The following is a 23,131-nucleotide window of genomic DNA, read 5'->3' as shown; positions in this document are numbered from 1 at the left end:
GAATTGAGGTATCAATACCAGCAAATAAAAGAAAAGGATGCATCATAAAATAAAGAATGGATGCACAGACACCAGCAAATAAAAGAAAAGGATGCATCATAAAATAAAGAATGGATGCACAGACACCAGCAAATAAAAGAAAAGGATGCATCATTTACAGTATCTCATTTATAAGTTCTGCATTCAGTATCGATGCTCCTGCAGCCCCCCTCACAGTGTTGTGGCCGACAAGGACATACCTAAGGCTGTTGCTGAATGCTGCATCCTCCCTGAGCCTTCCGACAGTGACTGACATTCCACCATCCCTGTTCCTGTCCATCCTTGGCTGGGGTCTGTTCTCCTCATCCAGGACCACAACAGGTTTTTCAGGTGCTGAGTAAAGACCCAGTTTCTGTGGGAGCCCCTGGAAACCATCCATGGCCTCCTTTATATCCTCAATTTCAAATTCATCATCCAGTTCCACGAAGACTGCCTCGGTGTGACCATCAAGAACAGGGACACGGTGGCATGATGCACTCACACCGAAATTTGCAGGTTTAACCACACCATCGTCAAGTTCACCAAGCAGGTGGAGGGTCTCGGTTTCAATCTTCTCCTCCTCCCCACCGATATAGGGGACGATGTTGTCCATTATCGCCATGGATGGCACCCCACTGTACCCTGCACCTGAAACAGCCTGCATCGTGGAGACATAGACCCTCTTTATTGTGTGGCTGTCATAGATGGGCTTAAGAGTGAGGGTGAGTGCTATGGTGGAGCAGTTGGGGTTGGTTACGATGAAGCCATCCCATCCCCTCCTCCTCTGCTGAACCTCTATGAGGTCCAGGAACTCCGGGTTAACCTCAGGGATCACAAGTGGAACATCGGGTTCCATTCGCATTGCACTGGCATTTGAAGCCACTATGTACTTCTCAGCAAATTTTGGCTCAACCTTGCGCGCCACATCTGCGGGAAGTGCAGAGAACAGTATGTCCACATCCCCCACACCTGCAGGGTCCGTTTCAACAACCTCTATATCCCTTACAGACTCAGGCATCTCGCTGTCAAGGTACCAGTTCGCAACCTCCCCGTAGGGTTTCCCCGCGGACCTTGAAGATGCTGCAAGGGTTGTAAGCTCAAATTCAGGATGATTCTCAAGCATCTCAATAAACCGCTGCCCAACCATCCCTGTTGCTCCAAGAACACCAACATTAACCATAATACCACCTTATCATTTTATTCCAAGCACGTCCCCCATATCCATTATCTTTCCAGGTTCTGCGTGTTCAATAAACCTCACCGCCCTTATAACTCCGCCTATAAATGCGTCCCTGCTGTGGGCCCTGTGAACTATTTCAAGGCGTTCACCATCACCTGCAAATAGGACTATGTGGTCCCCCACTATGTCACCGCCCCTCACAGCATGGACACCTATCTCATCACGGGTCCTCTCACCTGTAAGTCCGGACCTTCCATGCACCGCCACCTCCTCAGGTTTCCTGGAGGTGGCCTCTGCGATAACCTCAAGTGCACGCACCGCGGTACCTGAAGGAGCGTCCTTTTTGTGTCTGTGGTGGGCCTCTATAATTTCAACGTCATAATCAGAGAGTACCGGTGCAAGATCAGAGAGCACCTTGAAGAACACATTGACACCCACAGCCATGTTTGGTGAGATAACAGCCCTCACACCTGTCCTCTCAATAGATTCCCTGATAGTCTCCATCTGCTCATCTGAAAATCCTGTTGTTCCAACCACAAGGTTAACCCCTGCTTCAGTCGCTGTCTTTATGGTTTCAACAGCTGCCGGTGCCACTGTGAAGTCAACGAGAACGTCGGGTTCTGTTTCTCTGAGTGTTTCGGCAAGGTCAGATGCATCGCTTACCTTAACACCCACTTCGCCCGTGGCTGTGAATTCACCCACGTCCCTTCCCTTAAGGGCTGTTCCAGGTGCCTCTATGGCAGCCACAAGCTTCATGTCCTCCTCTTCAAGTACCTTTTTTATTATTCCAGAGCCCATGCGCCCGCAGGCGCCGGTAACCGCAACTTTGATCATCAAAACACCTCAGGGATTCAGATGAGTGCCAGTTCCTCAAGGACCATCCTCAGCTTCTCACGGCTGCTGTCCCTCAGGGGTGCGAGCGGCATCCTGACATGACCGGCAGGTCTTCCCATCATGTTGAGGGCCTCCTTGACGGGAACAGGATTGCTCTCGATGAAAAGAACCTTCATGAGGCTGTACAATTCATAGTGGGTTTTCATTGCAGACTCAAAATCCCCTGAGAGTGCCTCGTTGACAAGGCGGCTCATACGGGCTGGATCGACGTTTGCCACAACAGATATGACACCCTCTGCACCCATTGAGATCATTGGGAGTGTGAGGTTATCGTTACCTGAGAGTATGATGAAATCATCGAGGCCCATGTCCATGAGCCGTGATTTCAGCATGGAAATCTTATCCAGGTCAGGGCTAGCTTCCTTTATACCGATTATACCATCAAGCCCTGCGAGTTCAGATACCGTGTCAACGTCGATGTCCGTGCCTGTCCTTGAGGGCACATTGTAGATTATAAGGGGTATCTCTGATGCCTCCTCCAGCATCCTGTAGTGTTCAGTGAGCCCATGGGGCTGTGGCCTGTTGTAGTAGGGTGTTATCACAAGGGCCGCGTCTGCACCTGCGTCCCCTGCATACTTCACAAGACCAAGGGCCTCCCTTGAGGAGTTGCTCCCTGCCCCCGCAATGGTCTTAACACGCCCGTTAACCTCATCCACGAGTATGTCAATCATTCTCCTCTGTTCCTCATGGGTTATAGTTGCTGATTCACCTGTTGTGCCGGCAACCAGCAACCCATCAACCCCATTCTCAATCAGATAGTTTATGTTGTCCCGCAGCCCGGCCTCATCCACCCGGTCGTCCCCTGTGAATGGAGTCACCATGGCCACTACTGTGCCTTCAATTCTCATTCAAGAACACCCCTTACAAGTTCATACGCCTTTTTACCATCATTCCAGTCAACAAAGATAACCACAGATGTCTGTGAGGATGAAATTTCAACTATGTTAAGATCATTATCCCTGAGGGGCTTGGTGATCTCGGATATTATGCCCGGAGTGTCTATGAAGTCAGGGCTGGATATGGTTATCATTGCAATATCCCTTCCCAGGGAGAGTGAGCTGAGGTTATCATCTGCAATGACAACATCATGGAGAAGCCTGTGCGCCTCATCAGCGTCCTTCTTATCAACAAATATTGTGACAGAGTTCTGGCCTGTTGAAATTCCTATGATGTTGATGGAGTTCTCTGCAAGTTTTGAGGTTAACTTTGCCAGTATACCTGGCTTATTGAGTATCTTCTCCCCCACAACCGCAACCACAGATATTGGTTCAGGGTTGAGGGTCGTTGTCTTAACCATCTTATTCTTTGATGGGCCTATGATTTCAGTACCCGGGGCTGAGAGATCCCCGTGCTCGAATCCTATGATCTTTGCATTTATATCAGGGTCCTTGTATTTCAGGGCATGTGGGTGGAGTACCTGCGCCCCATGGGTTGCAAGATCCCTCATTTCCTCAACAGAGATTTTGTCGAGCTTCTTTGCTCCCTGAAGTTTATTTGGATCAGTCGACATCACGCCCCCAACATCGGTTACGATTATAACCTCATCCGCCTTCAGGCAGTGGCCCAGCAGGAAGGCTGTGATGTCACTTCCACCCCTCCCCAGGGTTGTTATGTAACCATTGGGGTCCCTCCCAAGGAAACCACACACCACAGGTATTATACCCTGGTCAAGGAGTTTTAAAAGTTCCCTTGACTTCTTCTCAGTTGCCTCAAAGTCCACCTTAGCATTTAAAAGGTTGCTGTCGGTTATTATTGGCCATTCATCCATGAAGGGGTCTATGTATTCAGATTTAACCCCAAGTGCCTCTATTGCAGAGGAAAATATCCTTACACTTGTCATTTCACCCATGGATACTATTTCAGCCAGCTGCTTTTCTGTAACAGCATCTTCCATTGCCTCATCAACTATCTGAAGGAGTTCATCGGTTGTCTTATTGATGGCAGATACAACAACAACGACCTTCTTGCCCTTCATGTACTCCTTCACGACAGAACGGGCCGCCTTTTTAATTCGCCTACCATTCCCTATAGATGTACCGCCAAATTTAGCAACTATTAACTCCATTAACCTTCACAGCCTTTTAAATGTTGAAAATGGAAAAAGATCAAAATTATTTCTGCTGGCTGATTATCCTTGTGATGTAGCCCGCGATCTTGTTCCTGAGGTGTTTTGTGCTGACCGTTGAAAACTCCTCCACAAGTTTCTTGTTTTTATCAAAATCAGATGTGAATTTACCTGGATGAGTTTCTATCAGTTCTTTCGCGATTCTTTTTACAAAGGATGTTCTTATGTTTCCCATTTCATTGCCTCCTTAACAGTTCTTTCTGTTCAGTTTTGCTTAGATCCATCAGAATCTTCATCAGCTGGATGAGTTTATCCTCATTGATACCATAGGCCCTGGCGATTCTCCGGGTCCTCTCTATGATCTCAAGCTCCCTCTCAGGGTCGAATATGTCCATTCCAAGGGCAACTTTGGCCTCAGCTATCTCACGTGCAAGGGATGTGCGTGATGATATGAGGTCAAGTATCTCCCTGTCTATTCTATCTATTTCCCTTCTGGACCTTTTAAGGGTTTCCAGTGCTCTGGATTCGTCCATAAAACATCCCCCTGACCTGCACTGCTTTAGGGGTCACCGGATCAGTCAAGCACATGTGTACCCTGGTTATCCACTGATGTTACAGTAACATTGCCCTCAAGGTTCTCCCATGAATCAATGACATTCCCTGCAGAATCATCATCAGCCAGCGCCACAAACGCCGGTCCTGTGCCTGAAAGACCCGCTGAGAGGGCACCCGCCTCAAGGGCATCGAGGGCTATTCCCGGATCGAATCCCAGGGATGCACAATAGAGTATCCCGTTGAGTGTCATTGCACTGTGCACCCTGCCCTCAAGGACCTCTCGGAAGGCCATGTCAACCCAGGGGGCCAGCAGCTTCATCCTCGGGACATCTGATTGTGCAGTCAGTGATTTTCTGTCCGGCATGTATATTAATACCTTTTGATTTTCCATTTCCCTCCTGCAGATTATGCGCCTTGCCATGTTATCTGTCACGGTGAGGCCCCCGTAGAATGATGCGCTTGCATCATCATAGGCACCCGTCACCGTCACCCCTGCCCTGAGGGATGCCTCCACTCCCATATTGAGCATCTCAGGTCCACCCATGGGTTCCAGCTGAAATTCCTCTGATATGAGTTCAGAAACTGCCATTACAGTGGCATTGGATGCCGCGCTGCTGCTTGAAAGGCCGCTCGCAACGGGTAAATCAGAGGCTGTGACCACCCTCACACCAGTATCGGCGCCGTAATGCTCAAGGACCATCTCTGTGCAGAGTTCCATGAGCGCTGTATCCGCACCCTCAAGGGAGATGCACTCTATACCGGAATCTGTGAGTCTGGCCTCTGCCCTGACACCGAGGCCTATCCCGAATGCTGAGCCCCTTCCCGTTGCAATGGCATTTATAACCGTGGCTGATCCAGGTGCTCTTGCTGCTTTTCTCAACCTATCACTCCAAACAGTTCATATACCTAGATTATATAAAAACTATTTATATAATGGGTTGCAGTCTTAATTAATACAAAAACAGTAAAGTTTAGGATGGGAGGTAAATCTGAAGGTCTGATATCATGGACAGGAACAGTAAGATGGTTGCGGGTTTAATTGTGGTTCTATCAATTTCAGGGCTGGTAATGTCAATTTCAGGGCTAATTGGAGGACCTGAGGGTACTGTGGCAATCATACCAGTCCACGGGGCCATAGCCTATGATACATCAGGGTTTTCTGATGTTGTCAGCCCCGATGATGTGAAGGAGCTCATAGAGGAAGCCAACAGTGACCCCTCAGTTAAGGCCATAGTCCTGGATATAAACAGCCCTGGAGGGACTCCGGTGGCGAGTGAAGAGCTGATGGAAGCCATAAAAAAATCTGAAAAGCCTGTTGTAAGCTGGATAAGTGATTCTGGTACCTCAGGAGCGTATCTTGCAGCCTCGGCATCTGACAGGATAGTTGCGAGTCCATCTGCATGGGTTGGAAGCATAGGTGTCATACTTGACCTCACAGATCTCTCCGAGATGTACAGGCAGATGGGTATAAACAAGTACGCAATAAAGGCCGGGGAATACAAGGATATGGGTGCGGATTACCGTATGATAACCGATGAGGAGAGGCAGATGCTCCAGTCAATGGTGAATGAGGAGTATGACTACTTCATAAGGACCGTGGCTGCCAACAGAAACCTCAGCGTATCATATGTACGTGGCCTTGCAGAGGGAAGGATATTCACCGGAAGACAGGCCCTGAAGAATCGGCTCGTGGATTATACAGGTGGAAGGGACTATGCTGTTGATGTGGCAGCTGAACTTGCAGGTTTAAGGAACTATGACACCGTAACCCTTGAGCCTCCAGGTGGATTTGTGAAGATCCTCTCAGGGATGTTCTCAAAGCTTGGATTTGCCGATTCCGGAAATACATCAGAACACCTCAAGATCTAAAAAATAAAAGGATAAGTTTATGGAATTGCACTCGAAGAAATACAGCAGAACACCTCAAGATCTAAAAAATAAAAGGATAAGTTTATGGAATTGCACTCGAAGAAATACAGCAGAACACCTCAAGATCTAAAAAATAAAAGGATAAGTTTATGGAATTGCACTCGAAGAAATACAGCAGAACACCTCAAGATCTAAAAAATAAAAGGATAACTATTTATCCTAAAAGGATTGAAGAATATAATTAATCCCACGGAGGTTAGGAAATGGTTGTTAAGATAGAGGTTTTCACATCCCCAACCTGTCCATACTGTCCAATGGCAATCGAGGTTGTTGATGAGGCCAAGAAGGAATTTGGGGACAAAATAGAAGTTGAAAAGATTGACATAATGGTTGACCGGGAAAAGGCAATCGACTATGGCCTCATGGCAGTCCCTGCAATAGCGATAAACGGTGTTGTGAGGTTCGTTGGGGCCCCTGGCAGGGAGGAACTCTTCGAAGCCATAAGCGATGAAATGAGATAGATTACTTTTTCTCCATTAATTTTAAAGGATCTTTCTGATGAGGGATGAGAGGGTATTCGGAATCACAACGGGAACCGCCGCCACTGCAGCGGCCCTCGCATCACTTCTATGTTTAAGGGGTCGCGTGGTTAACAGTGTCGGTGTTGAGACCCCCTCAGGGAAAATTGATGTGGACGTTGATTCTGTTGAAAGGATCTCCCAGGACAGGGCAAGGGCCTGTGTAATAAAGAGACCCTACGGTGACCCTGACGTCACAGTGAACCTCAGTATCATAGCAGAGGTTCAGATCACAGAAACCTCTGGAGTAGTAATCAGGGGCGGTGAGGGCGTCGGTACCGTGACAAAACCGGGTCTCCAGGTCCCCCCGGGTGAGGCTGCAATAAACCCCGTCCCGAGGAGAATGATAGAGGCTAATCTGAGGAAATACCTGAAGGGAGGGGAGGGGGTGGTTGTCACTGTTTCGGTTCCCGATGGGGAGAAAATCGCCTCAAAAACCATGAACCCCCGCCTCGGGATTGAGGGGGGTATCTCCATCCTTGGGACAAGTGGCATTGCAAGGCCCATGTCCTCATCAGCCTACAGGAGATCCCTTGCATGTCAGATTGACATTGCAGTCGCCCGTGGATTCAGGGAACTCGTATTCGTCCCTGGTAACATAGGGGAAAGGTTTGCCAGGGAATACTTCAACCGGATTGATGAGGAGAGGATAATACAGATGGCCAACTTCCCGGGTTACATGCTGGAGGAGGCCGCCAAAAAGGGTGTGAAGAGGATTGTGCTGATGGGCCATGCAGGCAAACTCATAAAGCTCTCTGCTGGGATATTCCAGACAAAGAACTCCATTGCAGATGCCCGGCGCGAGATAATGACCGCACATGCAGCCCTCAGCGGTGCAGCGCCAGAGGTTACAGAGAGGATCTTCAACCTCGCCACCGTTGAGGAGATGATCAGTGAACTCGAAAGGGGGGGTCTGAGGGAGGATGTGTTCAACAGCATCAGCAGAGCAATAAGGGAAAGGTGTTCTGAAAGGTTCCCATTTGAGACCGACGTTTTGATCTTCAGCATGGATGGTAGGATACTCAACTCCAACTTTAAAACCACGTCCGCCCACAGATTCCGGGACGGCAGCCACTCTCTTCCAGATGAACAAGCAGAATAAGTGCACTGATAGTATTTACCTAATCAAGCGAGGTAGTGGTTTGCATGAAAGGATTTACCCACACAGATGGAAAATCTGTACGTATGGTTGATGTGGGATCGAAGGCGGTTGTCAGAAGGACGGCGACCGCTGAAGGTCACATATCACTCACAGAGGATACCCTGAAATTGATCAATGAAAAAAGGATTGAGAAGGGGAATGTGCTTGCAACAGCCCAGATAGCAGCCATAGCAGCGGTTAAACGAACCTGGGACCTCATACCCCTCTGTCACCAGCTTCCTGTAACCGGCGTTGACGTTGAATTCGATGTTAAGGCTGACGGGATCACCGTCAGGGTAACTGTGAGGTGCGATGGAAAAACAGGCGTTGAAATGGAGGCCCTCACAGGGGTTTCTGTGGCGCTCCTCACAATCTGGGACATGGTTAAAAGTGTTGAGAAGGATGAGAATGGCCAGTACCCTGAAACTGCAATCAGCAATATCAGGGTCCTTAAAAAGGAGAAGGTAGAGCTGGAAGAAGTGGTTGAATGAAATTTCTGAACCCTGACCTAAGGAAGATCATCACCGACTGCTACCCGTATATAAGATCCCTGAACCCCGCCCAGATGAGTGCTGTTGAGGCCGGCTACCTGGAATCGGATGAAAATTTCATCATAGCCATACCAACGGCCAGTGGAAAGACCCTCCTGGGAGTTCTGGCTGCCATTCAAGCCATAATGGATGGCGGACGGGTTATCTACACCGTACCACTCATATCAATACAGAACGAAAAGGTAAAGGAGTTCAGGGAGCTTGAAAAACACGGTATAAGTGTGGGTAAGGATCCCCGAACCTCAGACCTGGCGGTGATGGTCTTCGAATCCTTTGACAGCCTCACCCGATTCTCATGGAACACCCTGAGGGAGATTGACCTTCTCATAGTGGACGAGTTCCATATGATCGGGGAGTACAGCAGGGGCCCTGTAATAGAATCCGCCATCACAAGGGCCAGAAAACTGAATTCCGCAATGCGCATTGTGGCCCTCTCAGCGACCCTCTCAAATATGGATGAAATAGGGGAGTGGCTCGGTGCAAGAATCGTTGAACACGACTACAGGCCGGTACCCCTGCACCGGGAGGTGCTTGACACCGAGATGTTCGGGGCCCGGGACAAGAATCAGGTTGTCCTGAAGATCCTTGAAAGGTCCATCAGTGAGGATAGCCAGACCCTGGCATTCGTATCCACAAGAAGGTTCACAGAATCCCTCGCATCCTACCTTGCAGATAGGATCAAAAAGAAGATCCCGGGGGACTTGCTGGAGAGATTCAATGAAGTGGCGGAGAGGATACTTGACGTGCCAAGGGCCAGCGGCTCACCCCCAACCTCCACCTGCCTGAAACTTGCAGACTGCCTCAGGGCAGGGGTTGCATTCCACCATGCAGGCCTCTTCAACAGGCAGCGGGAAATAATAGAGGACGAATTCAGGAGGGGAAACATCCTCATGATCGCAGCAACCCCCAGCCTCATGTACGGGGTGAACCTCCCCTCAAGGACCGTTGTGATAAGGGACTACACCAGGTGGACAGGGCAGGGCCCCCAGAGGATCCCTGTATTTGATTATGAGCAGATGTCAGGGAGGGCCGGGAGACCCCTCTATGATGATATCGGCTACTCCTACCTCATAGGAAAGAGCCATGACGAGGCCATGGAACTCGAGGAGTACTATGTGAATGGTGAGGTGGAGAGGACCAACTCAAGGCTCATGGAGAACCGGGATGCCCTCTACAGGCAGATAATCGCACAGGTGGCCTCAGGACTTGCATCCACAACTGAAGATCTCCTTGAATTCTTCAGGGAAACCTTCTACGGCTACCAGATGAGTGAGGGTCCATTCAGCAATGCATTTGGCCTGGACAGCATTCAGTACGAAATCGAGACCGCCACAGAGTTTTTGATTAAGAACAGGATCATATATCCTGGTCCCAGTGGCTTATCAGCGACAGAATTTGGGCTTCTGATTGCAAAATCCAGTTACTCTGTTGAGACAGCCGTCAAACTCCACCAGTTCGCATCTGAAATGGATGAACTCGACATCTACCGCCTCATCTACGAGCTGGCAGGGACCCCCGACATTCCACTCATACCATTCAAGGGGCGGAAGAGCCGCGACCCGGTACGTGAGAGGCTCATGGAACATGGAATATTTGTTATGGATGCCGGTAACAGCGAGGCAACAGCAGCAGCCCTCATTGAGTGGATAAATGAGAGGACGGAGTATGAGATTGAGAACGCCTTCAATGTCTATGCGGCATCAACAAGAAGGACCGCATACGAGGCATCAAGGCTCGTTAAGTTCTTCAAGAGGATCTGTGAAATCCAGGGCGTTTATGGTTACACAGGGAAACTTGATGTTCTGGCTGCAAGACTCTACTATGGAGTCAGGGAGGACATCATTCCACTGGTGGTTGGTGTAAGGGGCCTTGGACGTGTCAGGGCCCGTAAGATTGTTGAAACCTTTGGGGAGGACCTCAGACATGTGCGGAAGGATGAACTCAAACGTATCGATGGTATCGGGGAAAAACTCGCCGATGCCATTAGAGGATATGCTGAGAGATCCTGCCAGTCTTAAAACCATTTTAAGGGAGTGTGCAGCGTCCATCAGCATATTTGACATCATGAGGATCCGTGAATTCATTGAGAGGGAATGTGCCCACGTTCCCAGAGGGTACAGGGAGGCCTATATAAAAACCTATACTGGAATTGCTGTTGAAGCTGTTCTTGCTCTTAAGGGTGGTGTGGGGGATATCACTGCAGATAGAAAAAGCCTTCTGAGGACACTGAAAAGACTATATGATACCTCCAGCCCCCTTATTGTGGTTTTAACCGTTATTTACAGGAATTTTATCCTTTCAGAACCCCTCCACCCTGTGGGGACTCCTTTTCCCGGTGGTTACTCAGTTACAGAGGAACATGGGACATACTACTGCCCTGTGAAGGATAAGCAGAAGGATAATCCATCAGCGCTGTGTGATATCTGCATTGCAGAGCAGACCCCATGACTCAGGAGATGACTTCTGATGGTGAGAAGCTGTGAAACCCTAAAGGAGGGCCCCAATGATCCAGGCGGATGAGATTCCAGAGAAACTGACAAAAATGGAGCTCCTTGAGATGGTTAAAAAGGAGGCCTCTTCGGTACATATAAAGGATGTGATGGACGCATCGGTTTACCTGAGGGAGGATGCCAAATACATGCCACCAAGGGAGCAGAAGGAGTTCATTGAAAGGTTCACCAGGGCCTTCTTCAACAGGATAAGGGATATAAAGAATGATAAAAACATCTACCCTGGAGAGGTTGACACTGAAAAACTGGCTGAATTCATAGGGTTCCTTGATGAACAGTTAAGGCGTGCCAGGTCACGGCCTGAAAGGTGTTTCCAGAGGATCGCCCGTATAATAACCATCTACGTAACCTTTGTGAGGGAGGAGCCAGTCCACCCCGTTGGAACCCGCTTTCCCGGAGGCTTGATGGTTAGAAGGGTGGGTGATGTCTTCTACTGCCCTGTGAAGGACAGGCAGATCAGCACCCCCACCGCCCTCTGCCGTTTCTGTGTGAGCAGGCAGGACCCTGATGTTCCAGGCGCTCATTCATAGAGAAGAAGACCGATACCATCAATGACCAGTGAAAGACCAATCAGCCAGGCAAGGAAGACAGGGTTTCTTACGAATACTCCCAGGATGATATAGAGGACTCCCAGAATCACCACTGATAGACCTGCAACCATTCCTGCTCTGTGCTCCCTGGAGAATAAACTTGCAACACCTGCGATTATGAGGATTATACCTGTGAGGTATATCCAGAATGCTGCAAGGAAACTGAATAGCGCCACGTTACCTGCGAGGGCAGCTGCAAGTATCACGCCAAGTATTCCCAGCACAACATAAAGCACGCCTGCCCCTCTGCTAACCTTCCATGCGTTCACGCCAAGAAGGAACAGCCAGAGCGCCAGAAAGAGAACCGCAACACCTGTGAGGACACTCAGTGTGAATATTGAAAACAGCGGGAAGATTATCACAAGAATACCTAGAATCAGTGTTAAAAGACCTGGAACTTTTGTCTCAGCCACAATTTCACCCCCTTTAAATTTTTGTATTCATATATGAATTTCAGTTACTCTGTTTGTACTCAGATAGAGATTTCAATATAAACTCGCCAAAAAAGGATTTGGTGGAGTTCATCCACCTCCGTCACAGACCTCTGAACCCATATCAATGTCTTCAAAGTCCTCTTTCATCCTCTTAAGCCTTTCAACGGTATCTGTTTTTCTTCCTTTTCCAGATCCCCTCTTAAGCTGGGATCTGTCGATTACCTCCAGGTAATTCGCGTTGTACCATAGATCAGAGTCTTCAAGGCGGACCCAACCATCACCATCTTCAACCTTGATGGCTGAGATCTCACCCGTCGTTCCGGTACCTGTGTAACGGACAGCCATACCAACCGTCAGCACATTCCCGTTTACGTCCTTAACCTCCATTGTATCCACCATCATTCAGGTGAAACTTCCTTTGACTCCTCTTCAGGGGCCTCTTCCGCCTCATCAGCGGCTATTTTAAGTATCACATAGTCTCCAACCCTGCTCACGTTGTCCATGCCAACAATGAATGTCCTCTGTTTAAGGGACAGCTCCCCCTTGGATATTATGATGGAATTCACAACACCCTTCTCAGGGTCCAGTTCAAGGTCAGAGACCTTCCCTATCTCCATCGCATTCTTATCCAGCACCTTACGACCCAGGAACTCCGTTACCTTCATTTTAACACCACTAAAATCTATGTACGTCATGGTATAAAAAATGATTTATTCATAGCACTCCAATATAATAGCATGGCTGCCGTGAAGATATTCCGTGTTCTTGGAATACCCGTTGAACTCGACATCTCATTCCTCATTCTGATGGTATTCATATACCTCCTCACCTATCTGGGTTTCCTATCACTCAACCTTGCTGTGCTCATAACCCTCGTCTTCGTGGTGGTGGTGATACATGAACTGGCCCACTCCTATGTCGCCCTCAGGTTCGGTGTGAAGATAAGGAGCATACTTCTCCTTCCCATAGGCGGGGTTTCAAGGATGGAGGAGATACCAAAGGTTCCAAGGCAGGAGTTCCTCATATCCATCGCCGGGCCCCTCACAAACATCATAATGGCAGTGTTAACAGCAGTGCCAATCCTCCTGAACCTCACAGGACCCCTCAAACCATTCCTTGGAGATTTCCTGGCCGTGAATCTGGTCCTGGCACTCTTCAATCTTATACCCGCCTTTCCAATGGACGGTGGGAGGATACTGAGGGCCATACTCGCCGAACGTGTGAGTTACCTGAGGGCAACCAGGATAGCAGCGAACCTTGGTAAGACCATCGCTGCAATGATGGCTGTCACCGGCCTCTTCTATAACCTCTTCCTGATACTGATAGGACTCTTCATCTACATAGGTGCAGAGCAGGAGTACCAGTCAACCCTAATATCCTCGCTTCTTGAGGGGGTGACCGTGGGGGACGTGATGACCCCGGATCCTGTAACACTCAGACCCGATATGACAGTGGGGGAGGCCCTTGATGTCATGTTCAGAAAGAAGCACATGGGTTACCCTGTAACCACCGGGAATGAACTTGCAGGAATAGTGACATTCCATGACATATCAGAGGCTGCCAGAGATGTGATGGTGGGAGATGTGATGACCACGGAGATTGTGACTGCCACAGAGGACGAGGAACTCACCTCTGTCCTTGAAAAAATGAACCGCCACCAGCTTGGAAGGCTCCCTGTGATGTGTGACGGTAAACTGAAGGGTATAATTTCAAGGACAGATATAATAAGGACGCTGAATCTTATGAGAAAGGGAATTGAATGAAAAATGCATATTAAGGACGCTGAATCGAATGAAAACATATCTACAGTGAACCTTTACGGTGAAGATAATGAGGGAAGCTTGTCGCCGGATAATCGATGATATAATATCAGGTCAAATAAAAACAAGGAAGGACCTTGAAAGGGCTAAACACAGGGTTTGCCGTGACTTTGGACTTGAAAAATTCATGAGTAACTCAGAAATCCTTGAACATGCTACTCCAGAAGAAAAGAAATTGATCGAAAATCTCCTCAGGAAAAAACCCACCAGGACAATATCAGGTGTTGCCGTTGTGGCAGTCATGTGTCACCCCCATGAATGCCCCCATGGAAGGTGCCTGTACTGCCCTGAAAGTGAAAAGGCACCCCCCAGCTACACAGGAGAGGAACCAGCCGCCCTGAGGGCCAGAATGTACGATTTCCACCCCTACAGGCAGGTCTACAATCGCCTTGAGCAGCTCCACAGCATAGGCCACCCTGTTGACAAGGTGGAACTCATAGTCATGGGGGGCACCTTCCCGTCCCACAGCCTCTGCTACCAGGAATGGTTCATATCCAGGTGCCTTGAGGCCATGGTGGACTTTGGAGCCAGACTGAGTGGTGTCAAGGTTGATATGCCCAATCACCATGGTTATGTGAAGGTGGATGACGCCCAGCGGTTCAACGAGACATCGCCGGTTCGCTGTGTGGGGATGACATTTGAGACAAGGCCAGACTACTGCCGGGAGGAGGACGTTGACAGGATGCTCAGCCTTGGGGTTACCAGGGTTGAGCTGGGCGTCCAGACCATCTACAACTACATCTACCAGCGCATCCGGAGGGGCCACAGCATAGGGGACGTTATAGAATCCAACAGGATACTCAGGGACTCGGGGATAAAGGTTGCGATGCACCTCATGCCCGGCCTCTTCTCAGACTTTGACCGGGACCTCCGGATATTCAGGAGAATATTCCAGGACCCATCCTTCAGACCTGACATGCTGAAGATATACCCCTGCCTTGTTACCAGGGGCAGCGAACTCTACAATCTCTGGGAAAAGGGTCTCTATAAACCATACTCCACAGAGGAGGCCGTTGATCTAATCGTCGAGATAAAGAAGATGATGCCCCCCTGGGTGAGGACCATGAGGATACAGAGGGATATACCCTCCCAGCTTATAGTTGATGGTGTCAGGAAGTCCAACCTGGGTGAACTGGTCTACAGGCGCCTTGAGGAGGAGGGCATCCGCTGCAGGTGCATAAGGTGCCGTGAGGTGGGCCATGTGAGCCGCAGGGGTGTGAGTGTCAATGAGGATGCAGTTACAGTGATGGTTGAGGAGTACGATGCCGCAGGGGGCAGGGAGTTCTTCATCTCAGCCGAGGACCCTGAAAATGATGTCCTCATCGGATTCCTGAGGCTAAGATTCCCATCAGAAAATGCTCACCGCCCTGAAATAGATGATAAGACCGCCCTTGTGAGGGAACTCCATGTCTACGGTTCAATGATACCCATAGGTGAGCGTCGCGATACCATTGGACAGCACAGGGGCTACGGTGAGGAGCTACTAAGCCGTGCAGAGGCAATAGCACACGCCGGGGGGATGGAGAAAATTATGGTCACAAGCGGGATAGGGGCCCGTGAATACTACAGCAAATTTGGCTACAGAAGGGAGGGCCCCTACATGTCAAAAGAACTCCAGGAGGGTTAAAATGAAGGTTGAAACAGCAGAGGAACTTGCATCACTCATAGACCATACAAACGTAAGGGCAGATGCAACGGTTGCTGATATCAAGAAACTTTGCAGGGAGGCCATTGAGTATGGGTTCAGGTGCGCGGTTGTCACCCCAACCAACGTCAGGCTGGCATCTGAACTCCTCAGGGACAGTGACGTCATGGTCTGCTCTGTTATAGGATTTCCAGCAGGTGTTAACACGCCTGCGGTTAAGGCCTTCGAGGCATCAGAGGCCGTGGATAACGGTGCAGAGGAGGTTGACATGGTAATGAACATAGGGGCACTGAAGTCAGGGCTGAGGGAACTTGTCTATGAGGATATAAGTGGAGTCGTTGATGCCGCAGGCGTCCCTGTGAAGGTTATACTGGAGACAGCCTACCTCACAGACGAGGAGAAGGTGGAGGCATGCCTCATAAGTAAGGATGCTGGTGCCGCATTTGTTAAAACATCTACAGCATATGGTGGGCTTTCAGGTGCCACAGTGGAGGACGTGAAACTCATGCGTGAGACTGTGGGTGATGAGATGGGTGTTAAGGCAGCCGGCGGTATAAGGGATGCTGAAACAGCCCTTGCAATGATAGCGGCCGGTGCAGACAGGATTGGAACATCAACCGGGGTCCAGATCATGGAGGGGTGGAGGTAATATGAGAAGAAAGGTTCCTGATCCTCGGAAGCATTCTCAGAAGGTGATCTGACATGAGGATAAGGATAACCGTGGAGGGTAAGGGTTACGCTGAGGCCGAACTTGATGAGAGAAACCCTGAATCTGCAGAGAGGATCTATGAGAGCCTTCCACTTGAGGGCAGGGCCCTCCTATGGATGGAGGAGGTCTACTTTGACATACCAGTCACCCTTGACTATGAGAACCCCTCTGATACCGCCAGTCCAGGGGACATATCCTACTGGCCGCCAGGGTACGCCCTCTGCATATTCTTCGGGTCAACACAGCCCTACTCCCCGGTGAATCATATAGGGAGGGTGACCAGAAACCTTGACCTTTTCTTCAGTGTTGATGAGGGCGACAGGATAATAATAGAAAGAATGGACTAACAAAAAATCAGCGACCGGAAACGCTAAACATCCTCTATTTCCCTGTAAAGCGTATCCCTGCTTGCTGGAATCCTTCCCAGATCCTTCACAACCCTTATTATTTCTTCAGGTTCCGTTCTAACCCCATGTGAGGCGCCAGCAGACCTTGATATGTTCTCCTCACCCAGTGTACCCCCAAGGTCGTTGGCTCCTGACATGAGGGCAACCTGTGCAAACTTAAAGCCCAGTTTAACCCATGAGGCCTGTATGTTCCTGATAAGGCCCCTGAACATCAGCCTTGAAACCGCATAGACCTTAAGGTCATCTGCACCGGTTGCACCTGCAGCCGCCTTTCCCTCACGGTATATGGGGGCCCTTGGATGCATGAATGGTAATGGAACAAACTCAGTGAATCCCCCTGTTCTCTCCTGAATCTGCCGCAGTATGTCCATGTGTTCAACCCTGTGCTCGGGTCCATCGATGTGACCGTACATCATGGTGCAGGTTGTTGGTATCCCAACCCTGTGTGCCGTCTCTATAACCTCAACCCACTCCCCGGTACTCAGCTTTGTAGGGCAGATAACGGCCCTTATATCATCATTGAGTATCTCTGCCGCCGTGCCGGGCATTGAACCAAGACCCGCCCTTTTAAGTATCCTCAGGGCCTCCTCAATGGATAGCTCCGCATTACGAGCACCATAGTAAACCTCCATTGGGGAGAATGAGTGGAGGTGCACATGGGGTAGCTCTGATTTTATGGTCCTCACAAGATCCTCATAGAAGTAGGTGTCAAGGCCCGGGTAGAGGCCTCCCTGTATGCAGAGTTCACGGGCACCGTTTTCCACGGCCTTGCGGGCAATTTCAAGGATCCTTTCAGTTTCAAGGTAATATGCGTCCCCATCCAGATCATCCCTCTTAAAGGCACAGAACCCGCACTGTCCCGAGCATATATTGGTGAAGTTGATGTTCCAGTTCTCAATGTAGGTTACCCTGTCACCCGCCTCGGACTCCCTGACAGTGTCCGCGGCTATTAAAAGGGCCTGGAGGTCCCTTCCCTTCACATTCATTAAGTAGAGGGCCTCCTCATTGTTGATTGGCTCGTCCATTGCCTTTTCAAGTATTTTTTCTGTGCGGGTTTTGATGTCCATGGTGCCAAACATGCGATTTAGTATCTGGTTCTCCAAGTTTAAAATTTTTGGTTTTGGTGAAATCCATATCCATTTACCCCCATGGGCCCTATGTGGTCCATTAACCCGGCAGAACCAATAAATTTAAATATTAGAGATTACCAGCTTAATTTGGAGGTGAAATTATGGCTGAATTACCAATCGCACCAGTAGGTAGAATAATAAAAAATGCCGGTGCCCAGAGAATAAGTGATGATGCAAAAGAGGCTTTAGCAAAGGCCCTCGAAGACATGGGTGAGGAAATCTCACGCAAAGCCGTTGAACTTGCAAAACACGCCGGCAGAAAAACTGTTAAAGCCACAGACATTGAAATGGCCGCTAAACAGTTATAGGTAGACCAATAATTCTACCTATTTATTTTTTCAGGGACCAGGTGCCCCCTACCAGATTTAAGCTGTTATGATTCTGTACTGCTTCATGTTTTTTCTTTATAAGCTCAGACTAACATAATAATAAGATGAGGTGATTTTTGATGTCAACAATGGATAACCTGAAGGAAGCATTTGCCGGGGAGTCACAGGCAAACAGAAAGTACCTTGCATTCGCAAGGAAGGCTGATGAGGAGGGTTACCACCAGGTCGCAAAGCTCTTCCGTGCCGCGGCCGCAGCAGAGACAGTCCACGCAATGAACCACCTTGAGGCCATGGGGGCCGTCAATAGCACAGAGGAGAACCTAAGGGAGGCAATAGCCGGAGAAACCGCGGAATTCAAGGAGATGTACCCTGGATTCATAGAGGAAGCAGAAGCAGAGGGTGAAGAACAGGCACGCTGGAGCTTTGACGTTGCAAATAAGGTTGAGAAGATCCACGCTGAACTCTACCAGAATGCCCTCGATAACCTTGGAAAGAACGTTGAGGTGGACTACTACGTCTGCAACTGGTGCGGTAACACCGTTGAGGGTGAGGCACCCGAAAGGTGCGCCATCTGCGGGGCCCCCAAGAAGGAGTTCAGAAAGATAGAATAATTTTCTATCACCTTACTTCTATTTTTCATCAATAACGCCCTTCTCTGTGAAGGTTATCCTGAATGTTGTACCCCCATCTGAAATCATCTCTGCAGTCCCATCAATCTGGTCGGTGAGGTTCCTTACAAGCTGGAGACCAAGGGATGGACTGCTCTCCCAGTCAAGATCAGGTGGAAATCCAACCCCATCATCACTAACCTCAATCAGAACATGGTTATTACTTCTTTTAACCGAAACAGATACAGTACCTTCGCCATCAGGGAAGGCATGTTTTACCGCATTTGTTAAAAGTTCATTGACGATGAGGCCAACGGGTATGGCGGTCTCCACGTCAACTTTCAGTTCATCCACGTCCATATTCAGCCTTATCCTGGAATCTGCAGAGTAACTTCTGAAGACCTCAGATGCGAGTGTCCTTACGTATTCACCCATATCAATGTTTTTGAGATCCTCTGAACGGTAAAGCCTTTCATGGATCAGGGCCATGGACCTAGCCCTGTTTTCACTCTCCCTGAAGAGGTCCAGGGTCTCTTCATCCTTGGCCTTCCTTGACTGGAGGCTGAGGAGGCTTGAGATTATCATCAGGTTGTTCTTGACCCTGTGGTGTATCTCCTTAATGAGGAGTTCCTTCTCCTCAAGGGACTTTTCAAGCATCCTTTGTGTCCTCTTGAGGTCTGAGATGTCATGAAGGACCACCAGGGCACAGTCCCTCCCCTCAGCATGTACAAGCTTATTGTATATCCTTACGGTGTACTTCCTCCCAAGAGGGTCATTAAGGACAACCTCATAGGGTTCAATATTCCCCTCATCTTTGATTATTTCAAGCTTTGATCTGAATTTATGCTTCACATCATCAGCGATGAATTCAACGTCATAGATGGATGTTCCTCGAAGTTCCTCAGGTGCCATTCCAAGTCTCTCTGAGAGGGTTGAATTAATATCCAGTATCACACCACCCTCCAGATCAAGGAGGATTATGTAGTCGGGTGAAAGATCAAATAGTGACCTGTATTTTTCCTCACTCTCCCTCAGTTTCCTTTCGTTCTCTATTCTATGAGTTATGTCCCTTGAAACCGATACAACCACATTTTTACCGCCAATTTCAATAAGGCGGGAGTTCACCTCAACCGGGACCCTGCGACCGTCCTTTGATATGTAGGTTCTCTCAAACCTTGCGGCCTTCCTTTCAAGGAGTGTCCTCATATTATCTGAGATCTCCTCCTTGGTGGGTCCAAGGTCCATGGGGGTCATGTTGAGGAGTTCATCCCTTGAGTAGCCCAGTTTCTCCACAGCGGTCCTGTTCACCTCAATGTAGTTACCTGGCAACCCATCATCCCTTAACTCAACGATGGTTATTATATCCTCAACACCATTGAAAACCGCCCTGAATTTCTTTTCACTCTCCCTCAATGCCTCTTCAGCCTTTTTCCTCTCTGAAATGTCCCTTATAACCGCTGTTACAAAGTTTTCCCCCAGGTAATGCCATCCTGTGACGGAAATATCCACAGGGACTCCTTTTCCATCCTTTCTGATGGCCTCCACATCCGTGATCATCAGAGAAACGTCACTATTTATATCCTGAAAGTTGTGCATGTCCCGGTTTTGCTCTGAGATTATTTTATTGATGTGTTTTCCCTTCATCTCATCTGCGGTGTACCCAAAGATCTTCTCAGCCCCATAGTTCCATGAAACCACCCTTCCCCGCTCATCAGCGGTTATTATTGCATCCCTTGCTGTCTCCACTATTGTCCTGTACTTCTCCTCGGTCTCACGGATAACCTCCTCTGATTCTTCTATGGACTCAGCAAGGAGTACTGTAATGAGGTTAACAAAGAGCATCACGGAAACCCTCAGCAGGTCCTCATAGAAACCTGAAAGAGATGCCATGACGTTTGTTACAATAAGTACCGTGCCAAGTAATGCCGTTACAAGAAATGACCTCCTCTCAAACCAGATAGCTGCAAGGACTATTGGTATGTAAAAGATATGTGTGAATACAATTTCAATCCCAAGAAACATATGGAAATAGACCGTTGCAGCAACACAGAGGGCTGTGAGTGATGCTACAATAGCCAGCCGGGTCCTCATATCCCTGTATGACTGTATCTTCTCTGTAAAAGTAAGAGTTCTATTAACCAATGCCCCCACCCTATCAATAAACCTTGTGTATCTGTGTAAAACCATCAATCCCATGATGGTTTCACATTCAGTTATTATTTAAGTTATCAGATTCACTAAAAAGTTTTCCATGAATAGTATGTATGAAGTATTAGAAATACATTTATGGCATATAATAATTGAAAACTTTGTGCTGGAATTCCTGAAACCCCTGATTTTTAACCATTATCATGCCGATGGGGTTTTATTGGGCATTTCAGGTTCATGGTGCCACCCCATGCCTGTAAGGAGGCTTTTATTCCAGAATCCCCAACCCAGAATGGAAAAGGTTATATATGACTACTTCCATAGTTTAGAAGGAACATGGGCCGGTGGTCTAGGGGTATGATACCTCCCTGACACGGAGGTGATCACGAGTTCGAATCTCGTCCGGCCCACTATGCCGTGGTAGTTCAGTTGGGAGAACGCCAGACTGAAGATCTGGATGTCGCTGGTTCAAGTCCGGCCCACGGCACTTATAACCACCTCTTTATCCAGAAACTAATTATATAGCTATTTTTAAGGACATTAAAACATAAGACAAGTCTTAACTTATTTTACTTGGTTTTAAAGACCTGCAAACACTCAAGTCAGTTAAGAAATAAAATAAAACCTTACTGGAGGCTATTACTCTTCTGATTCTGCTATAAGGTATGTTCCTGTGGCCCTCTTGATCCTCACACTCCTGAAGGATCCCACCTCGCCATCATGTGTGACAACAGGTATGTATGAGTCTGTTCTGCCTATGAAGCCGCCCTTCCTTCCCCTCTCAACTATGAGTATGTTCTGGGTGGTTCCAACAAGCCTCCTATTTTCCTCCTCTGTGATCCTCCCCTTGAGTTCCTCAACGGCCTTTGACCGCCTCCGCAGTTCCCTGAAGTCTATCTCATCAAGGGAGGACGAGAGGGCGCGTGGCCTGTGCCTGTACTTTGAGAGGTGTATGAAGCCGGGTCTCACCTCCTCAAGGAGCCTGCAGGTGTCAAGGAAGTCATCCTCGCCCTCAGTGGGGTAGCCAACGATTATATCGGTTGCAATGGAGATTTCAGGAATTCTTGACCTGAACCTGTCAACTATCATCCTGAAATCATCCACAGTGTGCCCCCTTCCCATATCCCTGAGTACACGGTCACTTCCACTCTGAACAGGGATGTGGAGAAAACTGTACACCTTCTCTGATCTGAATGCCTCAACAAGACCATCAAGGTCCCTGAGGACACTTGCAGGGTGCATCATGCCAACACGCACCCTGAAATCACCCGGTATTTGAGTTATTTCTCTTATGAGGTCAGAGAGTCTCTCACCTGTATCAGAACCGTATGCTGCAGTATCCTGTGCCGTAAGCTGAATCTCCCTGCATCCAGCCTCGATGGCCTCCCTGGCCTCCTGGACGATGATATCTGATGGGTAACTCTGTATACTCCCCCTTGCAAAGCGTGTGCAGCAGTAGCTGCAGCTTCCACTGCATCCCTCACATATCTGTATGATGTGTATCAGGGGGTTCGACCTCACCCTGGGGACCCCCACCTTCACATCAGATGTGAAACCTGTTATCCGTTTAACATCACCGCGGTAGGCGGCACGCACAACCTCCGCCGTTCTCATGAGCTGGTGGGGTCCAAGCCATGAGGCATCCCCTGATATGGATTCAAGTTTCTGTGGGTCTATTTCAACCATGCACCCGGCAACGACGAGGCCCTTATCAGGGTACATCTCCCTGATCCTCTTTATCCTGTTTATAACCTTGTGTTCAGTGGGATGCTTAACATAGCATGTGTTAAGAATTATCACATCCGCCTCATCAATCCCTGTAAGAGAAGCCCCTGCTTCACTCAGGACGCCCGCCATGATCTCTGAGTCTGCCTGGTTGAATGTGCATCCAAACGTCTCTATGTAAACCCTGATATTGTCCATTAGGAATCCCCTTTAAAAGTCATCTGT

At 48.8% G+C, this 23,131-nt stretch carries 27 protein-coding genes and 2 tRNA genes; 16 read left to right on the top strand and 13 right to left on the bottom strand.

Annotated features, from left to right (window positions below; genetic code table 11):
• Positions 1–154: 154 nt before the first annotated feature.
• The 7 genes from asd to FVF72_RS07520 are packed head-to-tail and all read right to left on the bottom strand — an operon-like array spanning position 155 to position 5,592.
• Entirely contained in the window at positions 155–1,198 is a 1,044-nt protein-coding gene (asd, locus tag FVF72_RS07550; RefSeq protein WP_147671751.1) for an aspartate-semialdehyde dehydrogenase, read from the bottom strand.
• A 12-nt stretch (positions 1,199–1,210) separates the two neighbouring features.
• Positions 1,211–2,032, bottom strand: a complete 822-nt coding sequence (gene dapB, locus FVF72_RS07545; RefSeq protein ID WP_147671750.1) for a 4-hydroxy-tetrahydrodipicolinate reductase — start codon at positions 2,030–2,032, stop codon at positions 1,211–1,213.
• 17 nt (positions 2,033–2,049) lie between these two features.
• Positions 2,050–2,940, bottom strand: coding sequence for a 4-hydroxy-tetrahydrodipicolinate synthase (gene dapA / locus FVF72_RS07540; RefSeq protein ID WP_147671749.1), 891 nt, complete (start codon positions 2,938–2,940; stop codon positions 2,050–2,052).
• The gene (locus tag FVF72_RS07535; RefSeq protein WP_147671748.1) at positions 2,937–4,157 is read right to left on the bottom strand and encodes an aspartate kinase; all 1,221 of its coding nucleotides are present in this window, start codon (positions 4,155–4,157) and stop codon (positions 2,937–2,939) included. The genes dapA and FVF72_RS07535 overlap by 4 nt, the downstream gene beginning before the upstream one ends.
• A 46-nt stretch (positions 4,158–4,203) precedes the next feature.
• Positions 4,204–4,392 carry a 30S ribosomal protein S17e gene (locus tag FVF72_RS07530; RefSeq protein WP_013296011.1) on the bottom strand — a complete coding sequence of 63 codons (189 nt, stop codon included), beginning with the start codon at positions 4,390–4,392 and terminating at the stop codon, positions 4,204–4,206.
• Position 4,393: 1 nt separating this feature from the next.
• Complete coding sequence (locus FVF72_RS07525) at positions 4,394–4,690, bottom strand: chorismate mutase (RefSeq protein WP_147671747.1); 297 nt, start codon at positions 4,688–4,690, stop codon at positions 4,394–4,396.
• Between the two features lie 41 nt (positions 4,691–4,731).
• Positions 4,732–5,592, bottom strand: a complete 861-nt coding sequence (locus FVF72_RS07520; protein WP_147671746.1) for a shikimate kinase — start codon at positions 5,590–5,592, stop codon at positions 4,732–4,734.
• A 125-nt stretch (positions 5,593–5,717) separates the two neighbouring features.
• Here FVF72_RS07520 and sppA point away from each other — a divergent pair, with 125 nt between their 5' ends.
• From sppA to FVF72_RS07485, 7 genes are all read left to right on the top strand, one after another.
• Complete coding sequence (sppA, locus tag FVF72_RS07515) at positions 5,718–6,581, top strand: signal peptide peptidase SppA (protein WP_147671745.1); 864 nt, start codon at positions 5,718–5,720, stop codon at positions 6,579–6,581.
• Between the two features lie 263 nt (positions 6,582–6,844).
• Positions 6,845–7,102, top strand: a complete 258-nt coding sequence (locus FVF72_RS07510) for an MJ0307 family thioredoxin (RefSeq protein WP_147671744.1) — start codon at positions 6,845–6,847, stop codon at positions 7,100–7,102.
• 37 nt (positions 7,103–7,139) lie between these two features.
• Positions 7,140–8,261 (top strand): cobalt-precorrin-5B (C(1))-methyltransferase CbiD, encoded by a 1,122-nt coding sequence (cbiD, locus tag FVF72_RS07505; protein ID WP_147671743.1) that lies wholly within the window; start codon positions 7,140–7,142, stop codon positions 8,259–8,261.
• A 44-nt stretch (positions 8,262–8,305) separates the two neighbouring features.
• Positions 8,306–8,791, top strand: a complete 486-nt coding sequence (gene moaC / locus FVF72_RS07500; RefSeq protein ID WP_147671742.1) for a cyclic pyranopterin monophosphate synthase MoaC — start codon at positions 8,306–8,308, stop codon at positions 8,789–8,791.
• Positions 8,788–10,869 (top strand): DEAD/DEAH box helicase, encoded by a 2,082-nt coding sequence (locus FVF72_RS07495; protein ID WP_147671741.1) that lies wholly within the window; start codon positions 8,788–8,790, stop codon positions 10,867–10,869. The genes moaC and FVF72_RS07495 overlap by 4 nt, the downstream gene beginning before the upstream one ends.
• Positions 10,829–11,299: a DUF2115 domain-containing protein gene (locus FVF72_RS07490; protein ID WP_255503689.1), complete on the top strand. Its 471-nt coding sequence runs from the start codon at positions 10,829–10,831 to the stop codon at positions 11,297–11,299. The genes FVF72_RS07495 and FVF72_RS07490 overlap by 41 nt, the downstream gene beginning before the upstream one ends.
• Positions 11,300–11,354: 55 nt before the next feature.
• Positions 11,355–11,891, top strand: a complete 537-nt coding sequence (locus tag FVF72_RS07485; protein WP_147671739.1) for a DUF2115 domain-containing protein — start codon at positions 11,355–11,357, stop codon at positions 11,889–11,891.
• On the opposite strand, the gene FVF72_RS07480 is transcribed toward FVF72_RS07485, so the two are convergent.
• From FVF72_RS07480 to FVF72_RS07470, 3 genes are all read right to left on the bottom strand, one after another.
• Positions 11,882–12,364, bottom strand: coding sequence for a DUF308 domain-containing protein (locus tag FVF72_RS07480; RefSeq protein WP_147671738.1), 483 nt, complete (start codon positions 12,362–12,364; stop codon positions 11,882–11,884). The genes FVF72_RS07485 and FVF72_RS07480 overlap by 10 nt on opposite strands.
• A gap of 108 nt (positions 12,365–12,472) precedes the next feature.
• Positions 12,473–12,772 (bottom strand): DUF2098 domain-containing protein, encoded by a 300-nt coding sequence (locus FVF72_RS07475; RefSeq protein WP_147671737.1) that lies wholly within the window; start codon positions 12,770–12,772, stop codon positions 12,473–12,475.
• A gap of 11 nt (positions 12,773–12,783) precedes the next feature.
• Entirely contained in the window at positions 12,784–13,050 is a 267-nt protein-coding gene (locus tag FVF72_RS07470; RefSeq protein ID WP_147671736.1) for a PRC-barrel domain-containing protein, read from the bottom strand.
• Positions 13,051–13,122: 72 nt separating this feature from the next.
• Between FVF72_RS07470 and FVF72_RS07465 the strand changes: the two genes are divergently transcribed.
• The 4 genes from FVF72_RS07465 to FVF72_RS07450 all read left to right on the top strand — a co-directional run bounded on the left by FVF72_RS07465 (position 13,123) and on the right by FVF72_RS07450 (position 16,906).
• Complete coding sequence (locus FVF72_RS07465) at positions 13,123–14,148, top strand: CBS domain-containing protein (RefSeq protein WP_147671735.1); 1,026 nt, start codon at positions 13,123–13,125, stop codon at positions 14,146–14,148.
• A 67-nt stretch (positions 14,149–14,215) separates the two neighbouring features.
• Positions 14,216–15,832: a tRNA uridine(34) 5-carboxymethylaminomethyl modification radical SAM/GNAT enzyme Elp3 gene (locus FVF72_RS07460; protein WP_147671734.1), complete on the top strand. Its 1,617-nt coding sequence runs from the start codon at positions 14,216–14,218 to the stop codon at positions 15,830–15,832.
• Between the two features lies 1 nt (position 15,833).
• On the top strand, positions 15,834–16,499 hold the full coding sequence (gene deoC / locus FVF72_RS07455) for a deoxyribose-phosphate aldolase (RefSeq protein ID WP_147671733.1): 666 nt from the start codon (positions 15,834–15,836) through the stop codon (positions 16,497–16,499).
• Positions 16,500–16,552: 53 nt separating this feature from the next.
• Positions 16,553–16,906 carry a cyclophilin-like fold protein gene (locus tag FVF72_RS07450; protein WP_147671732.1) on the top strand — a complete coding sequence of 118 codons (354 nt, stop codon included), beginning with the start codon at positions 16,553–16,555 and terminating at the stop codon, positions 16,904–16,906.
• Between the two features lie 23 nt (positions 16,907–16,929).
• Here FVF72_RS07450 and cofH read toward each other — a convergent pair whose 3' ends face one another.
• A complete protein-coding gene (gene cofH, locus FVF72_RS07445; RefSeq protein WP_147671731.1) occupies positions 16,930–18,045 on the bottom strand; it encodes a 5-amino-6-(D-ribitylamino)uracil--L-tyrosine 4-hydroxyphenyl transferase CofH in 1,116 nt (371 codons plus the stop codon).
• Positions 18,046–18,197: 152 nt separating this feature from the next.
• Here cofH and hmtA1 point away from each other — a divergent pair, with 152 nt between their 5' ends.
• Together hmtA1 and FVF72_RS07435 are read left to right on the top strand one after the other, a co-directional pair.
• On the top strand, positions 18,198–18,404 hold the full coding sequence (gene hmtA1, locus FVF72_RS07440; protein WP_013296030.1) for a histone HmtA1: 207 nt from the start codon (positions 18,198–18,200) through the stop codon (positions 18,402–18,404).
• 140 nt (positions 18,405–18,544) lie between these two features.
• Positions 18,545–19,036: a rubrerythrin family protein gene (locus tag FVF72_RS07435; RefSeq protein WP_147671730.1), complete on the top strand. Its 492-nt coding sequence runs from the start codon at positions 18,545–18,547 to the stop codon at positions 19,034–19,036.
• Between the two features lie 18 nt (positions 19,037–19,054).
• Here FVF72_RS07435 and FVF72_RS07430 read toward each other — a convergent pair whose 3' ends face one another.
• Positions 19,055–21,175, bottom strand: coding sequence for a PAS domain S-box protein (locus tag FVF72_RS07430; protein WP_147671729.1), 2,121 nt, complete (start codon positions 21,173–21,175; stop codon positions 19,055–19,057).
• A 118-nt stretch (positions 21,176–21,293) separates the two neighbouring features.
• Between FVF72_RS07430 and FVF72_RS07425 the strand changes: the two genes are divergently transcribed.
• The 3 genes from FVF72_RS07425 (at position 21,294) to FVF72_RS07415 (ending at position 21,668) form a co-directional block, all read left to right on the top strand.
• Positions 21,294–21,542, top strand: a complete 249-nt coding sequence (locus FVF72_RS07425) for a hypothetical protein (protein WP_147671728.1) — start codon at positions 21,294–21,296, stop codon at positions 21,540–21,542.
• Positions 21,520–21,591: transfer RNA gene (locus FVF72_RS07420), tRNA-Val, on the top strand. The genes FVF72_RS07425 and FVF72_RS07420 overlap by 23 nt, the downstream gene beginning before the upstream one ends.
• Positions 21,592–21,595: 4 nt before the next feature.
• Positions 21,596–21,668 (top strand) — tRNA-Phe (locus FVF72_RS07415).
• A gap of 152 nt (positions 21,669–21,820) precedes the next feature.
• Here FVF72_RS07415 and FVF72_RS07410 read toward each other — a convergent pair.
• The gene (locus FVF72_RS07410) at positions 21,821–23,104 is read right to left on the bottom strand and encodes a tRNA (N(6)-L-threonylcarbamoyladenosine(37)-C(2))-methylthiotransferase (protein WP_147671727.1); all 1,284 of its coding nucleotides are present in this window, start codon (positions 23,102–23,104) and stop codon (positions 21,821–21,823) included.
• Positions 23,105–23,131: the final 27 nt, after the last annotated feature.

Source organism: Methanothermobacter sp. KEPCO-1 (genome assembly GCF_008033705.1).
Lineage (GTDB): Archaea > Methanobacteriota > Methanobacteria > Methanobacteriales > Methanothermobacteraceae > Methanothermobacter > Methanothermobacter marburgensis.
Note: the sequence above shows the minus strand (reverse complement) of the source record. Positions and strands in the feature narration are given on the sequence as shown.

What these genes read in the sequence shown, in the direction of transcription:
- asd (WP_147671751.1), bottom strand. Translation starts at nt 1,198, where the DNA reads ATGGTTAATGTTGGTGTTCTTGGAGCAACAGGGATGGTTGGGCAGCGG.
- dapB (WP_147671750.1), bottom strand. Translation starts at nt 2,032, where the DNA reads ATGATCAAAGTTGCGGTTACCGGCGCCTGCGGGCGCATGGGCTCTGGA.
- dapA (WP_147671749.1), bottom strand. Translation starts at nt 2,940, where the DNA reads ATGAGAATTGAAGGCACAGTAGTGGCCATGGTGACTCCATTCACAGGG.
- FVF72_RS07535 (WP_147671748.1), bottom strand. Translation starts at nt 4,157, where the DNA reads ATGGAGTTAATAGTTGCTAAATTTGGCGGTACATCTATAGGGAATGGT.
- FVF72_RS07530 (WP_013296011.1), bottom strand. Translation starts at nt 4,392, where the DNA reads ATGGGAAACATAAGAACATCCTTTGTAAAAAGAATCGCGAAAGAACTG.
- FVF72_RS07525 (WP_147671747.1), bottom strand. Translation starts at nt 4,690, where the DNA reads ATGGACGAATCCAGAGCACTGGAAACCCTTAAAAGGTCCAGAAGGGAA.
- sppA (WP_147671745.1), top strand. Translation starts at nt 5,718, where the DNA reads ATGGACAGGAACAGTAAGATGGTTGCGGGTTTAATTGTGGTTCTATCA.
- FVF72_RS07510 (WP_147671744.1), top strand. Translation starts at nt 6,845, where the DNA reads ATGGTTGTTAAGATAGAGGTTTTCACATCCCCAACCTGTCCATACTGT.
- cbiD (WP_147671743.1), top strand. Translation starts at nt 7,140, where the DNA reads ATGAGGGATGAGAGGGTATTCGGAATCACAACGGGAACCGCCGCCACT.
- moaC (WP_147671742.1), top strand. Translation starts at nt 8,306, where the DNA reads ATGAAAGGATTTACCCACACAGATGGAAAATCTGTACGTATGGTTGAT.
- FVF72_RS07495 (WP_147671741.1), top strand. Translation starts at nt 8,788, where the DNA reads ATGAAATTTCTGAACCCTGACCTAAGGAAGATCATCACCGACTGCTAC.
- FVF72_RS07490 (WP_255503689.1), top strand. Translation starts at nt 10,829, where the DNA reads ATGCCATTAGAGGATATGCTGAGAGATCCTGCCAGTCTTAAAACCATT.
- FVF72_RS07485 (WP_147671739.1), top strand. Translation starts at nt 11,355, where the DNA reads ATGATCCAGGCGGATGAGATTCCAGAGAAACTGACAAAAATGGAGCTC.
- FVF72_RS07475 (WP_147671737.1), bottom strand. Translation starts at nt 12,772, where the DNA reads ATGGAGGTTAAGGACGTAAACGGGAATGTGCTGACGGTTGGTATGGCT.
- FVF72_RS07470 (WP_147671736.1), bottom strand. Translation starts at nt 13,050, where the DNA reads ATGAAGGTAACGGAGTTCCTGGGTCGTAAGGTGCTGGATAAGAATGCG.
- FVF72_RS07465 (WP_147671735.1), top strand. Translation starts at nt 13,123, where the DNA reads ATGGCTGCCGTGAAGATATTCCGTGTTCTTGGAATACCCGTTGAACTC.
- FVF72_RS07460 (WP_147671734.1), top strand. Translation starts at nt 14,216, where the DNA reads ATGAGGGAAGCTTGTCGCCGGATAATCGATGATATAATATCAGGTCAA.
- deoC (WP_147671733.1), top strand. Translation starts at nt 15,834, where the DNA reads ATGAAGGTTGAAACAGCAGAGGAACTTGCATCACTCATAGACCATACA.
- FVF72_RS07450 (WP_147671732.1), top strand. Translation starts at nt 16,553, where the DNA reads ATGAGGATAAGGATAACCGTGGAGGGTAAGGGTTACGCTGAGGCCGAA.
- cofH (WP_147671731.1), bottom strand. Translation starts at nt 18,045, where the DNA reads ATGTTTGGCACCATGGACATCAAAACCCGCACAGAAAAAATACTTGAA.
- hmtA1 (WP_013296030.1), top strand. Translation starts at nt 18,198, where the DNA reads ATGGCTGAATTACCAATCGCACCAGTAGGTAGAATAATAAAAAATGCC.
- FVF72_RS07435 (WP_147671730.1), top strand. Translation starts at nt 18,545, where the DNA reads ATGTCAACAATGGATAACCTGAAGGAAGCATTTGCCGGGGAGTCACAG.
- FVF72_RS07425 (WP_147671728.1), top strand. Translation starts at nt 21,294, where the DNA reads ATGTATGAAGTATTAGAAATACATTTATGGCATATAATAATTGAAAAC.
- FVF72_RS07410 (WP_147671727.1), bottom strand. Translation starts at nt 23,104, where the DNA reads ATGGACAATATCAGGGTTTACATAGAGACGTTTGGATGCACATTCAAC.